The sequence below is a fragment of the Helicobacter saguini genome (assembly GCF_000762875.2).
Classification (GTDB): Bacteria; Campylobacterota; Campylobacteria; order Campylobacterales; family Helicobacteraceae; genus Helicobacter_A; species Helicobacter_A saguini.
The window spans coordinates 23,174-37,484 of the sequence record NZ_JRMP02000022.1; the positions used below are offsets into that span (position 1 = coordinate 23,174).

A 14,311-nucleotide genomic window follows, 5' to 3' on the forward strand; every position below is an offset into this window, starting at 1 on the left:
TGAAATGATAGTGACTTATGAGTGTTTAAAGCAGTTTATTGATATTGATAAGCTTGAGTGGGATGCGGTGGTTAAGACGCTTAGTAGTGTGGGCTTGGAAGTGGAGCGTGAGTTTCGCGTGTCTGTGCCGCGAAATGTGGTCGTGGGCAAAGTGCTAAAGCGAATACAACATCCAAATGCTGATAATTTGAGCCTGTGTGAAGTCGATATAGGCAGTGAAGTGCTAGAAATAGTGTGTGGCGCGAAAAATGTCGCTAATTCGCAATATGTGGCTGTGGCTAAAGTTGGCGCAGTTTTGCCTTTTGAATCTAAAAAGGATTCTAAAAAGGGGGCTAAAGATTCTAAGAATATAGAATCTAATTGTAAAGATTCTAATAAATCACATAAAAATATAGAATCTAAAAAAGAGAACGCTGATTCCCCCACCCTTGCGGGGGGGGCTAGGGGGGGGATAAATTCGAGCGTAAGCGAAAATTGTGATAATAGTTTAAAAGATTCTAAAAATATTACAGAATCTATTTATATAGAATCTGCTCATACAGAATCCACGTCTATAGAACCCACCCCCCAACCCCCCTCCGCAAGGGAGGGGGGCTACACTACCCAAGATTTGAAAGAAAACATAGAATCTAATTTTCTTTGTAAGGGAGGGGGGAACAACCCCACCATAGATTATAATCCAGACAAAGATTCTAAAAATATAGAATCTAAAAACGTAGATATTTCACACTCATTCAATATGGCGACAAATTCGCAAGATTCTAAAAAAAATACAGAATCTAAAAACCATAAAAACGTAGATTCTAAAGAAAATATAGAATCTAATCACAAAGATTCTAATCATACTAACGTAGATGTTTCGCATTCGCTCAACATGACAAATAATTCGCTCAATATGACGACAAATTCGCAAGATTCTAAAAAAAGTACAGAATCTAAAAACCATAAAAACGTAGATTCTAAAGAAAACATAGAATCTAACCACACCACCATAACCAAATCCCAAATTCGTGGCATTGATAGCTATGGAATGCTTTGCTCTAGCACTGAGCTAGGACTCCCAAAGTTAAATGATGGAATCTTAGTGCTAGATTCTAGTATCGGCGAACTAACTCTTGGCAAAGAATTGAGCGAATATCCTGTCTTTAATCAAAACTGCTTAGAGCTAGGCATTACGCCAAATCGCGGCGATTGTTTGTCAGTCTTAGGCGTGGCGCGCGATATTGCTAGTATGTTTAATCTAATCGTAAAAAACATTTCAAATATCGAGCCTAGTGTCGCTTTGGGCGTTGGACGCTTTTTAAGCATAATCCCACGTGGCGACTTACACGCATCGCTACTTTATCGCCTTGTAGAGATTAAAGAAGGCTTTACACCGCTCTACATCGCCTTAACGCTAGGAATCACCCAAAATTACAAAGATGATGTCGTGGCTAATTTCCTAAACTACACCACCTTTATGACAGGCGTGTTATTTAACGCATATCCTATAAACTCAAAGATTGTAAGCCCAAATGCCAAAGAAGCAAAGCTAATTATACAAAATGACGAGCATGGATTAGAATCTATCTATGCAGATTCAGTGAATGAAAGCGGACAAGGCGGGCTAAATAAGCTAAATGAAATCGGCGTAAATAGCTATGATTTGAAAAAATATGATTATCCGCTCACTTTGATTTTAGAAGCAAGTTTCATAAATGCCGAGTATATCGCAAATAAGCTTTGTGGCTTAAATGTGCCTAAAAACGCCGACGTTGTGCATAAATCTACGCGTGGGAGTAATCCAGATTTAGAGCTAGGGATGAACTTTTTATGCAAGAATTTGAATGCGCTAAAAATTATGCTTTATAGCGGCGTGCAAGAGATTATCCGCGATATTGAAATCCATAATATCCACATGACTTTCGCCTACATTAGCGAGTGCATCGGTAATCATATTCCAAAAGAAGAGATTGCCCTTATTTTAAAGCGGCTGAATTTCCGCATACAAGCCACTTGCGATGAGAATTTCTTTATTGCTAATCCGCCGACATATCGCAACGATATTAAAAATCGTCAAGATGTGGCTGAAGAGATTTTAAGATTCTATGGTATTGATAAGGTTACGCCGATAAATCATAAGGTGGAGCAGATTCCGCAGTTAAACGCTGTTTTAAGTCGCCATCAACGCCTGAAAGACTTGCGATATAAGGCGGTGGGAAATGGCTTTGTGGAGTGCGTGCATTATGTGTTTGATAATTCATCTGTGTTAAAAGAGCTTGGTTATGAAGTGTTGCAAGATTCTAAAAAGTTAGTAAATCCTATCACAAGTGAGCTAGACACGCTCCGCCCATCCTTACTCCCGCATATTTTAGAATCTATGCAGCGAAATAAGCGATATGGTTTTGAATCTATGCGACTTTTTGAAATCGGCTACATTTATGATAGTGAGCGTAATGCGAAATTGAGCCTTGCCTTTGTAATGAATGATTTTTTAAAGCCGCCTAGCTTTCCTAATCCAAAGGGTATTCGCTTAGATTTTTATAACTTTGCTAGTGTTGTGGCTGAAATTATCGGTAATTTTGAGTGCGTAAATATCGCGCCAAGCTTTATAAAAAGTCGCTTAATTCATCCATATCAAAATGGCAAAATGCTAAATGGTGAGAATATTTTGGGCGTGATTTCAAAGCTGCACCCTGAAATTGCAAAAAAATATGATTTAGATTCTGTATTTTTTTGTGAGATTGATGTGGATTTGTTGCTGCAATCAAGTGGTGTGAATGCTTTGAATGAAGTCTCAAAGTTTCAGGCAAATCGCCGTGATTTAACGCTATTAATTGATAAAAATATTAGTTTTAATAGTGTAAAAAGCGAGATTGAAAATCTGCATTTAAAGATTCTAAAATCCTTTTTTCCTTTGGATGTCTTTAATGAAAATGACAGCCAAAACGCCCTAAGCATTCGCTTTATAATGCAATCTTTTGAATCTACTTTGACAGAATCTAGTATGCAAGACGCATTGCAAAAGATTCTAGACGTGCTAGAATCTAAATTCCACGCAAGGTTGAAAGTATAGAATCTAAATCACAAAAAGGACAAAAATGCTAAAAAAAATACGCGGATATTATGCAGCCTTAAGTATCGCTTTGGGGCTAGGCTTCATAATCTTGGTAATGTTTTTTTTTAAAAAGCAAAATAATGCGCGCAAAATTCGCAAATGGTGTCGCGCATTTTTCCCAGCAAATCATATTAAAATAGACAAATTCGGCGATTATGATTTGAGTGCGACCCTATATGTCTGTAATCATCAAAGTGCCACTGACATTATTTATCTTGAGGGCTATCATCCGCTAAATATCTGCTGGGTCGCTAAAAAGGAGCTTGGCGAGCTGCCTTTTTATGGTTACGCTTTGAAAATTCCTGAGATGATTTTGATTGATAGAGACGATTCACGCGGACTTGTGCAGCTGCTAAAGGAGGCAAAGGAGAAGTTAGCACAAGGTCGTCCTATCGTGATTTTCCCTGAGGGCACTCGCGGTCCGGGCGGTAAGAAATTCTTGCCATTTAAGCCGGGCGCGAAAATCTTGGCTGAAAAGCTAAAGCTAAAGGTGCAGCCCATCGTTTTTATCAATATGCGGAAAATCTTTAATGGTAAGCCTATTGAATGCACCTCAAGGCATGGCGCAGTGATTTTCCTGCCTAGCTTTTATCCTAGCGATTTGGGTGAAGGCTGGTATGACAAGCTAAAAGAAAATATGTTTGCGACATATTGCGAATATTATGACAAGCTAAACCCGAATGAAGATTCTAATATAGAATCTAACGCTAAAATATAAAAAAATAAAATGTATAATAATTTAAAACAAATTACTAAATATTAAAAAAAATCTTTTATGATAAAAGATTAAAGTTTGGAGAAAATTATGCAATTATCAAAATTTAGCGATTATTCCTTTCGCGCGCTTATGTATCTAGCCCAAAATACGCAGGGTCTAAGCACGGTTGAGCAGCTTTCAATTGAGCTTAAAATCTCGCAAAATCACCTTAAAAAAATCATTCACAAGCTATCAAAGGGCAAGTTTATCGAATCTTACAAAGGGCGTGATGGCGGTATCAAAATCGCGCGTAAGCCTGAGGATATAATCTTGGCTGATGTGCTGCTTTACACTGAGGCGAACACCGATTTTGTCGAGTGTCTGCGTCCAAATGCAGCGCCCACTGACTGCCCTTATCGCCTTACTTGCAACCTTAAAAACATTGTAGATTCCGCAAAAACTGCCTTTTTGCTAGAGTTTAAAAAGTATAGTTTGAAGGATTTATTGCCTTGAAAGAATCTAGATTCTAAAACTTACAAATTTCATAACAAAAGGATTAAAAAATGAGTAGTTTTGAAACCATCATCGGCTTGGAAGTGCATGTCCAGCTAAATACCAAAAGCAAGATTTTTTGTGAGTGCGCCACTAGCTTTGGTGAGTCGCCAAATAGCAATGTTTGCCCTACTTGCTTAGGTTTGCCAGGTGCGCTGCCTGTGCTAAATAAAGAGGCGGTAAAAAAGGCGATTTCCTTTGGTAGTGCGATAAATGCCGTGATTAATCAAAATAGCATTTTTGCGCGGAAAAACTATTTTTACCCTGATTTGCCAAAGGCGTATCAAATTAGCCAGTTTGAAGTGCCTCTTGTTGGGCGTGGGCAAATTACCATCGAGGTGGATGGAGAGCAGAAAACCATCGGCGTGACACGCGCGCATTTGGAGGAGGATGCGGGGAAAAATATCCATGATGGTAGCATTTCAAAAGTCGATTTAAACCGCGCTAGCACGCCGCTTTTAGAGATTGTGAGTGAGCCTGATATGCGAAGCAGTGATGAGGCGATTGCGTATCTTAAAAAGCTGCACGCGATTGTGCGAACGCTAGAGATTAGTGATGCTAATATGCAGGAGGGCAGTTTTCGCTGTGATGCGAATGTCTCAATCCGTCCGCAAGGAGATTCTAAGCTTTACACGCGTGTGGAGATTAAGAATTTGAATAGTTTTAAATTTATCCAAAAGGCGATTGAATACGAGGTCGCACGGCAAATTGAGGCGTTTGAAAGCGGCAATTATAATAGCGAGGTCGTGCAGGAAACGCGTCTATTTGACACGACAAAAGGCGTGACAAAATCAATGCGTGGCAAGGAGGAGAGTGCGGACTATCGCTATTTCCCTGACCCTGATTTGCTGCCTGTGTTTTTAGATTCTACACTTTTAGAAGAGGGCAAGAAAATCCCTGAAATGCCTGATGCTAAGATTGCACGATATATAGAATCTTTGGGGCTAAAGGAGGCGGATGCAAAGATTTTGGTGCAAGATATTGATTTTGTGAAATATTTTGAGCATTTTGTATCGCAGGGTATCACGCCAAAAAGTGCTTGCACGTGGCTAATTGTCGAGCTGCAAGGTCGCCTAAAAAATGGGAATACTTTGGCGTCTTGCGGGATAAGTATGGAATCTTTTTTGACACTTTTAAAGCGTTTGAGAGATTCTAAGATTAGCGGGGCGTCTGCTAAAATCGTGCTTGATATGCTAGTAGAAAATCGCGGTGGCGATGTAGATTCTATCATCAAGGATAAGGGCTTGGAGCAGATAAATGATGATGGCGCGATTATTTCTGTGATAGATTCTATACTTGCGGCAAACGCCGATAAAGTCGCGGAATTTAAGGCTGGTAAGGATAAAATGCTAGGCTTTTTTGTAGGGCAGGTGATGAAAAATTGCAAAGGGGCAAACCCCGCCCGTGTAAATGAACTCTTACGTGAGAAACTATCTAAGTAGATTCTATAAATTTATAGAATCTTGGTTTAAACATTTCAAGCAGAATCTGCAAAGTTTATGTTAAGATTCTACCATTTCGAAAAATACTAAAAGGAAAATGAAATGAAATTTAGCGAGTTTTTTGCGCCGACACTTAAAGAAGTGCCTAAGGAATGCGTGTTGAAAAGCCATATTTATTTGCTAAGGGCTGGGTATATCCATCAAATAGGTAGCGGGATTTATAACTTTTTGCCGCTTGGTAAAATTATGCTAGAAAAAATCAAAAATATTGTAAAAAAGCGAATGGATGAAGCGGGTGCAAATGAAATTATGATGGGCTTTCTAACCCCTGCGAGCCTGTGGGAAAAGTCTGGGCGATATGAAAAATATAGCGAACTTGCGATATTTAAAGATAGAAAGGACGCCGAGTTTGTGCTAGGTCCTACACACGAAGAATGCGCTGCTGAAATCGCTAAGACATATATCAAAAGCTACAAGCAACTGCCGCTAAATCTTTATCAAATCCATTTGAAATTCCGCGATGAGTTGCGTCCGCGTTTTGGGCTACTGCGTGCAAGAGAGTTTGTGATGAAGGATGCCTATAGCTTTCATGCGGACGAAACGAGCCTAAATGATGAGTTTATCAATATGCGTGAGGCGTATCGCAAGATATTCACGGATTTAGGGCTAGATTTTCGCATTGTGGAGGCGGATTCTGGCGCTATAGGTGGGAGTGGCAGTCGCGAGTTTATGGTCTTGGCTGAGTGTGGTGAGGATACGCTTGTGGTGTGTAGCAAGTGTGATTACGCGTCAAATATCGAGGCGGCAAAACGTGCAAAACGCGTGTGTGACGCCGTGCCACCACAGGCGACTAGCGCGTATCATAAGTTTGCTACGCCAAATGTAAAAACCATTGAAAATTTAAGCGAATTTTTCAAAGTCGATACATTTTATCTTATAAAAGCGGTCGTAAAAAAGGCGATTTTCAAGGACAGGGAGCAAATCGCGGTCTTTTTTATGCGTGGCAAGGATAAGTTAGAATCTACAAAGGCGTTGAATGCCCTGAAAGCCTTAGATAGCGAGGTTTTGGATGTGGTGGATGCGGAAGCGGAATTTTTGCAAAAGCATAACTTGCCGCAAGGCTCAATCGGTCCTATTCATTTGCGTGCGGTCGTGGATACGCCTTTTATCGTGTTTGATAATGAGTTGCAGGATGCTGAAGACTTGATTTGCGGGGCGAACGAACACGAATTTCATTATGTGGGTGTGAATTTGGGCGAGTTTAAGGACTTGGTGTATGCGGATTTGGTGGCTGTGGAGGAGGGCGACTTGTGTGCGTGTTGCGGGTCGCCTTTGATTTATAAAAAGGGCATTGAGGTTGGGCATATTTTTAAGCTAGGAGTTAAGTATTCTAAGCCTTTGAATGCGGAGTTTTTAGATTCTAATGGCAGGTCGCAGCCCTTTATTATGGGATGTTATGGTATCGGCGTGTCGCGTTTGCTATCTGCTATTTTGGAGCAGAAGGCGGATAGTAAAGGCTGTGTGTGGGGCAATTTATCGCCCTTTAAGCTTGATATTATTATTTCAAATGTGAAAGATTCTAAGCAGTTTGAGTTTGCTTTTGATGTGTATGAAAAGGCGCGTGGGCTTGGCATTGAAGTCATTATTGATGATAGAAATGAGCGATTTGGGGCTAAGATTAATGATTTTGAGCTTATCGGCTTTGAATACGCCTTAATTGTCGGCAAGGGCTTAGAATCTAATGTGGTGGAACTAATAAAACGCGCTGGACTGGAAAAAAGGGAGATAGATTCTAAAGAAATTTTGGAATATATCAAGACGTTATAGAATCTAGCACACGCTAGAAAGGGTCTTGGCAAGGCCGCCAAGGGAAGTCTCGCGGTATTTTGCATTCATATCCTTGCCTGTTTGATACATCGTTTTGATTACTTCATCTAGGCTTACCACAGGCGTGCTTTTGCGTGTCATAGCCATTCGCGCCGCACTGATTGCTTTTATCGCGCCAAAGGCATTCCGCTCAATGCAAGGGATTTGCACCAGCCCGCCAACCGGGTCGCAAGTAAGCCCCAAATGATGCTCCATAGCCATCTCAGCGGCATTACACGCCTTTCTAGCGTCACTGCCAAGCACACTCGCCATAGCCGCAGCAGCCATCGAGCTAGCAGAGCCAATTTCTGCCTGACAGCCAGCCTCAGCACCACTTATACTCGCATTTTTCTTATAAAATGAGCCGATTAACATCGCGCTAAGCAAAAAGTCAATCGCCTTGTCATCATTAAAGCCTATCGTGTGATTTTTAAGATAGAGCATAACCGCAGGGATTACCGCACACGCGCCATTTGTCGGGGCGGTAACAACTTTTGCGCCACTCGCATTTTCCTCCGCAATCGAAATCGCATAAAGCGAGATAAAATCAATAATGCCCATCGGGTCAGTGGTCGCCTTCACACGCTCAAAAAGCCCAGGAGCGCGGCGATGCAAGTGCAGGACACCCGGCAAGGTATTCTCCTTTGGCTTTATGCCATTTTGATAAACTTCCTGCATAACAGCCCAAATCTCAAGGCAGTAATCGCGAATATACTTTTCATCGTGGAACTGCTTTTCATACTCTAAGCTCAAGCGTGCCAAATCAATGCCCATCTCATCGCACAAATACAGAGCTTTTGTGGCGTCATTGATTTCCATATCAACTTTTTTTGCTTTGTTAGAATCTGTGCCACTTTCCATCTCTTCTTTTGTCTTTACAAAGCCACCGCCAACGCTATAATACACTTGAGATTCTATTACTTCGCCTTTAGAATCTAGGGCTATTATTTCCATTCCATTTTCATGCAAAGGCAAGTTTGTGTCGTGGAAAATCAAGTCTTTATCGTAGTCAAAAGGGATTTCTTTTTGTCCGCAAAGGTTTAGTTTGTGGTTGTTTAGGGCGTTGTCATTTACTTCTTGTTGGATTTTGGCGTTTAGCTCACGTGGATGTAGGTTGCTTAAACCCCAAAGGATAGCCTTGTCGGTTAAGTGTCCGCGTCCTGTAAGGGATAGTGAGCCATACAAATTTATACGGATTTTGGCGACTTTTGCGAGTTTAGATTCTATATTTTTGGAATCTTTTTGCGTGGAATCTTTAGAATCTATTTTAGAATCTTGCGAGTTAGATTCTATATTTTGCTTAGAATCTGTTGCTTTGGATTCTATGTTAGATGTGCCTTGCAATTTTTCACAAAACATATTACTTGCGACAAGCGGTCCTAATGTGTGTGATGAAGAAGGTCCCACACCGATTTTAAATATGCTTAGATTACTCATTTTCTCTCCTTTATTTCGTTTGAGTTAAGATTCTATAGAATCTACATCAAATTTTTAATAGCAGCGCTTATGCCGATAAGTCCCATGATTACCACAAAGGCGTTTGTAAAATTATTGCGATATTTTTTAAGCACGTCAAATTTGTAAATCGCATACACAGGCATTAAAAATAGTAGCACGGCAAGGACTGGACCGCCGATAGATTCTATAATATTTATCACATTTGGATTTTTATACGCGACAAGCCACGCTATTAAAAATGTAATCACAGCCGTGATAATGTGTGCGGGACGTCCGCTCAAACGCCCATTACTAGCCTTATACAAGATTCCATTCAAGCCCTCCGCACTACCTAAATAATGCCCCAAAAAGCTCTTACTCATAGCAATCAGCGCTACAATCGGCGAGACATACGCAAGGAAAGTTGCCTCTGGAAACTTATTTGCAATATATGTCAAAATATTCACATTCTGCGATTTCGCCGCCGCAAAGTCCTGCGGTGTAAGGCATAGCGCACATGAAAAAACAAAAAACATCACCACGATTACCATTAAAATCACCGCGTAACTAATGATTTGGCTAGACTTTGGCTCGGCGTAGTGGCGGTATTTCTCCTTGCAATGACACGCAAGAGATGAGATAATCGGCGAGTGATTAAAGCTAAAAATAAGCACCGGGACCACTAGCCACAGCGTCATAAGCGTTTGCTTATAATCAATGCTACTCGCACTCATATTCGCAAACTCGCTAAAAATCGCACCATTCCAATACGGAATAAGAAAGCAGCCGATAACCACGAGCGTAGCGATAAATGGAAAGACAAGCAAACTCATAGCCTTCGTCACAATGCTGCTCCCGCTAATGCTAACAAGCATTAAAATACCAACAATTAAAAAAGAACTTAGCAGTCTATTAGGCGCTTCAAGCCCAAGCTGATGGACAAAAAACTCGCTCAAAGTCGTAGTCAAATTCGCCGAATACACAAGCAAAATAGGCAAAATCGCAAAGAAATAAAGCAGCGTCACAATAAAGCCGCCGCCCTTGCCAAAATAAGTCTCCGCGACAAAAGTGATATCATCGGCAGGTTTATCACTGCCAAGCACGAAACGGCAAAGGTTTCGGTGCGCCAAAAAGGTCATAGGATAGGCTAAAATAAGCACGACTAAAAGCGGGATAAGTCCGCCCACGCCGGCATTTATAGGTAGGAATAACACGCCAGCGCCAATTGCCGTGCCAAAAAGGCTAAGCGTCCAAATCAAATCGTCCTTTGTGTAGTGCTTTGTGATGTTTTGTCTCTCTTGCTTTTGGTCTTGTTTTTGCGTGGTTTGCATATTTTTCCTTTCGTTTAGATTCTATAAATTGCCTGTTTTTTAGAATCTTTTTTGAAGTTTTTAGAATCTAGATTCTATCGTTTATAAAAAAGGGCGGTGGGTGGGCGTTTAGGGAATTTAAAAATATAGAATCTAAATTTATTTTTTAGAATCTTTAATCTATTTATGCCCTTTAAGCCCTATTTGTAAGCCATTTTCGCCCAAGCCACCATTAATGTTGAAAATATAGAATCTAGATTTTAAAAAACTATATTTATTATAACTTTTTTAAAATAAAATACATCTTAAAATGGAGCGAGAAATAAGAAAAATGCAAGAAGGCAAGAAAATTTGTAACGAAAATTATTGCGATATAGATTAAAATATATCAATATTGTATGTTGTTTAATTGTGAGTAAGACACATTCTTAATTTACACTTGTGTTTTATGTTATAATTTTAAGTATTTTAGGAGATTCAAGGGTAAAAAAATGAGTAGATTTGAAAAGCGTTTGTTTTATGTTTGGAGTGGAATATTTGCGTTTATTGTGGGGTTGTTTTTTATTTTATCTTTTGTGTCAAGGGATAGAATCTATGAGGCAAATTTGGAGTATAAAGATTCTAAGATTCTAGAATCTAATGTGGCTAACTCTCTTGCGAATGGAAGTCACGTTAGCCCCCCTCCCTTGCGGATGGGGGTTGGGGGGTGGGTCATAGAATCTAAAAACGATTTTATAGAATATAACGTAAAAATTAAATTTAAAAATCAATTTTTTCGCGCTCAAAAAGATTTAAGTGATATTGAAATTATGGATTTTAAATTCGTAGATTCTAACGTGGATTCTAATATAGAATCTATGGAAGTTACAAATGTTACATCCAAGCAACACTCCATAGAATCTAGTAATAACAATGGGGGGGGGGGGGTAAAGCCCTTAGATTCTAAGGATGTAACAAATGTAACGTCCAAAAAAGATTCTATAAATAAAGACAATATAGAATCTAACTTGCAAGATTATAAAAATTCGCAAAGCGAAAAGTCTCAAAACGCTACGAAAACACAGAATCTAAATTTGGAAAATAACCAAACGAAAACAAATACGCGGAGCGTCGTTGGGGGGTTGGGGGGTTGCAAGGGGGGTAAGGGGGAGCAACCTCGCAATTCACGCCCCCCTTACCCCCCTTGCGAACGTGTAGATTTAGAAAGCAAAGAATTATCAAATAACATTAAAGAATCAAGCGAGTTTGTCAATTCGCGAAGCGAAACACAAAACGTAGAAAATAAAAAAGATTCTATAAAATTAGTGAATCTAGATTCTAACAACGTCAATATACCCACCCCCCTAACCCCTCTCCGCAATGGAGGGGGGAATCCCACTTATAACGCAGTTTCTTTGGAAAACAAAGTTTCTTTAGAAAACGCAGTTTCTTTAGAAAATACAGAATCTAACTCACAAAATTCTAAAATAGTTTCAAAAGATTCTATAAAAAATAATAAAACAGATTCTAAAAATTCCCAAAGCGAAATAAAAAACGTTGGTAACAAAGCGGATTCTAAAAATTTACAGAATCTAGATTCTATAGAATCTAACAACCTATCGCCCACCCACCGCCCTATTTTAGAAAAAGATTCTAATAAAAACATAGAATCTAATAAATTTAAAAACTACCAAATACATAACTTTACTCACCCAAATAACCAAAATTTTATAACTTTTACAATGCCAAGCAATGCCACACCGCCAACGCAAATAAGTTACAAAACCCATTTTAAAATCACATTTCTACTCAAACTTTTGCAATATTACCTAACAGGAATTGCCATTTATATTTTTGCAAAATTGCTATATAAAAATCTATCACAAAACATAGAATCTACCAAAACGCAAAATCTAGATTCTAAAAACACAACAAAAAATGCCTTTATTTTAAGCGTTCTTAGTATTTTGCTTTGTGTGATTTTGCTTTATAATGGGCATAATTGGGGAGGCGATTTTTCACAATATATCGCACAAGGCAGGGCATTAACGCAAGGCAGTGACGCGATAAAAACACAAATTGCAAATAACACTTTTATGATACAAAAAAGCGATGTTGTGCTTGGTGCGTATATTTATCCGTGGGGATTTCCGCTACTTTTAGCACCTGTGATAAAGTTTGCAGGGCTAAATCTAATAGCATTAAAATGCGTTGGAATCGCTACATTTGCAATGTTTATTTTTATTTTTCACATTTTTATTTCTCGCCTTTTAACGCAAAAATTTGCCATCACTGCCACGCTTCTTTTTACGCTAAATCCTATGTTTCTAGACTTTACAAATAGCATTTTAAGCGACATTCCTTTTATGCTTTTTAATTTTTTAGCGGTAATTATGCTTTCACGCCTTTTTAAAAATCCCATAGATTCTATAGAATCTAAAGCCACTTTTTCTTATATTTTGTTTGCCTCACTTTTTGCCACTTTTGCCTATTTAATTCGCAATAATGGAGTTGTGATAATGCTCTCATTACTCGCACTGCACGCACTTTTGAGCGTTAAGATACTATTTAAAATAAAGGCGATAAATATAGAATCTAATGCGAAATTGTGGCTACATTTTTTGCCTTATTTGATATTTTTTAGTCTAGTTTTTTTGACAAATAAAATGCTAGGAAGTGGCGGCTCTGGGCATCTTGGCTTTATGCTTGAGTATTTGAGTTGGCAAAGCATTTTTGATAATTTTAAGTCGTATAGCTTGATGTTTAGGGACTTTTTTGGTATGCCTCGTGACGTGGTTAAGTCGCTTGGGTTAATCGTGTATATTTTGGGTGTGATTTGTGCTGTGCGTGGCTTTCGGCGGGCGAAAAATTACTTTTTTTTATGTGTGTTTTTTGCGCATTTGGCGTTACTTATTTTGTGGCCATTTCAGCAGGGTGTGAGATTTATTTTTGCGTTATTTCCATTTCTTATTTTATGGGCGTTTGTGGGACTAGATTCTATGAATCTAAGGGCGAAAAAAACCGCAAATATCCTATTTACCTTAGTTTTTGTTTTTTCTTTGTATAAGGGAATTGAGATTTTTAGAGCAAACTCACTGCGTGTAATGCAGGGCGCATTCGAGCCAAAAGCCCTGCAAATGTATGATTTTATACGCGAAAATACGCCGACAGATTCTATAATTATATTTAGCAAACCTCGCGTTTTATACCTTACCACAGGGCGTTTAGGCTTTTATAGCACGAATTTAGAGCGTTTGAAAGAGGCAGATTTTCTACTAATCGCGAATGAAATGCCCATTTTAGAATCTAGCGTGATTTTAGAGCTGCTTAAAAGCGGCGAAATAACGCAAATTAGGGAAAATGAGCGATTTAGTTTGTATAAAATCACAAAATAGATTCTATAATATTGCTTTTGTAAATTTTATAGGAGTTTTTATGAGTAGATTTGAACGTTATTTGTTGTGGTTTTGGAGTGGAATCTTTGCGTTAATTGCGGGGTTGTTTTTTATTTTATCATTTCTCTCAAGGGATAGAATCTATGAGGCGAATTTGGAGTATAAAGATTCTAATATTATAGAATCTAATTTTGTGGAATATGGTGCAAAAATTAAATTTAAAAACCAACTTTTTAGGGCGCAAAAAGATTTAAGCGATATTGAAATTATGGATTTTAAATTCGCAGATTCTAACATACTAAATACTAATAACAATGGGGGGGGGGGGTAACTCAACACCTCGATTCTAAGGGTGTAACAAATGTAACGTCCAAAAAAGATTTTAAAAATATAGAATCTAATTTGCAAGATTCTAAAAATTCGCGAAGCGAAAAGTCTCAAAACGCTACGAAAACACAGAATCTAAATTTGGAAAATAACCAAACGAAAGTCAATACGCGGAGCGTTGTCGGGGGGTTTGGGGGGTTGCAAGGGGG

The 14,311-nt window shown here is 38.9% G+C and carries 9 protein-coding genes; 7 read left to right on the forward strand and 2 right to left on the reverse strand.

The genetic code is table 11. The annotated features are described in order from the left end of the window. Positions 1-4 precede the first annotated feature (4 nt). The 5 genes from pheT (at position 5) to LS64_RS10690 (ending at position 7,615) form a co-directional block, all read left to right on the forward strand. Positions 5-3,055: a phenylalanine--tRNA ligase subunit beta gene (gene pheT / locus LS64_RS10670; RefSeq protein ID WP_052062621.1), complete on the forward strand. Its 3,051-nt coding sequence runs from the start codon at positions 5-7 to the stop codon at positions 3,053-3,055. Between the two features lie 25 nt (positions 3,056-3,080). Further along, positions 3,081-3,815 carry a lysophospholipid acyltransferase family protein gene (locus LS64_RS10675; RefSeq protein WP_034573078.1) on the forward strand — a complete coding sequence of 245 codons (735 nt, stop codon included), beginning with the start codon at positions 3,081-3,083 and terminating at the stop codon, positions 3,813-3,815. An 87-nt stretch (positions 3,816-3,902) separates the two neighbouring features. Further along, positions 3,903-4,307, forward strand: a complete 405-nt coding sequence (locus LS64_RS10680) for an RrF2 family transcriptional regulator (protein ID WP_034574838.1) — start codon at positions 3,903-3,905, stop codon at positions 4,305-4,307. Positions 4,308-4,357: 50 nt separating this feature from the next. Continuing rightward, positions 4,358-5,788, forward strand: coding sequence for an Asp-tRNA(Asn)/Glu-tRNA(Gln) amidotransferase subunit GatB (gatB, locus tag LS64_RS10685; RefSeq protein ID WP_034573080.1), 1,431 nt, complete (start codon positions 4,358-4,360; stop codon positions 5,786-5,788). Between the two features lie 102 nt (positions 5,789-5,890). Beyond that, a complete protein-coding gene (locus LS64_RS10690) occupies positions 5,891-7,615 on the forward strand; it encodes a proline--tRNA ligase (protein ID WP_034573081.1) in 1,725 nt (574 codons plus the stop codon). 3 nt (positions 7,616-7,618) lie between these two features. Here the strand turns inward: LS64_RS10690 and LS64_RS10695 are convergent, their stop codons facing one another. Beyond that, positions 7,619-9,091 (reverse strand): L-serine ammonia-lyase, encoded by a 1,473-nt coding sequence (locus LS64_RS10695; RefSeq protein WP_034573083.1) that lies wholly within the window; start codon positions 9,089-9,091, stop codon positions 7,619-7,621. A 41-nt stretch (positions 9,092-9,132) separates the two neighbouring features. Further along, positions 9,133-10,422, reverse strand: a complete 1,290-nt coding sequence (locus LS64_RS10700; RefSeq protein ID WP_118988406.1) for an aromatic amino acid transport family protein — start codon at positions 10,420-10,422, stop codon at positions 9,133-9,135. A 470-nt stretch (positions 10,423-10,892) separates the two neighbouring features. On the opposite strand from LS64_RS10700, the gene LS64_RS10705 reads away from it, so the two are divergent. Beyond that, entirely contained in the window at positions 10,893-13,775 is a 2,883-nt protein-coding gene (locus LS64_RS10705) for a hypothetical protein (RefSeq protein WP_118962135.1), read from the forward strand. 40 nt (positions 13,776-13,815) lie between these two features. Next, positions 13,816-14,106 carry a hypothetical protein gene (locus LS64_RS10710; RefSeq protein WP_118962134.1) on the forward strand — a complete coding sequence of 97 codons (291 nt, stop codon included), beginning with the start codon at positions 13,816-13,818 and terminating at the stop codon, positions 14,104-14,106. Positions 14,107-14,311: the final 205 nt, after the last annotated feature.

Coding starts and splice junctions, on each gene's coding strand:
- pheT (WP_052062621.1), top strand. CDS start 5: ATGATAGTGACTTATGAGTGTTTAAAGCAGTTTATTGATATTGATAAG.
- LS64_RS10675 (WP_034573078.1), top strand. CDS start 3,081: ATGCTAAAAAAAATACGCGGATATTATGCAGCCTTAAGTATCGCTTTG.
- LS64_RS10680 (WP_034574838.1), top strand. CDS start 3,903: ATGCAATTATCAAAATTTAGCGATTATTCCTTTCGCGCGCTTATGTAT.
- gatB (WP_034573080.1), top strand. CDS start 4,358: ATGAGTAGTTTTGAAACCATCATCGGCTTGGAAGTGCATGTCCAGCTA.
- LS64_RS10690 (WP_034573081.1), top strand. CDS start 5,891: ATGAAATTTAGCGAGTTTTTTGCGCCGACACTTAAAGAAGTGCCTAAG.
- LS64_RS10695 (WP_034573083.1), bottom strand. CDS start 9,091: ATGAGTAATCTAAGCATATTTAAAATCGGTGTGGGACCTTCTTCATCA.
- LS64_RS10700 (WP_118988406.1), bottom strand. CDS start 10,422: ATGCAAACCACGCAAAAACAAGACCAAAAGCAAGAGAGACAAAACATC.
- LS64_RS10705 (WP_118962135.1), top strand. CDS start 10,893: ATGAGTAGATTTGAAAAGCGTTTGTTTTATGTTTGGAGTGGAATATTT.
- LS64_RS10710 (WP_118962134.1), top strand. CDS start 13,816: ATGAGTAGATTTGAACGTTATTTGTTGTGGTTTTGGAGTGGAATCTTT.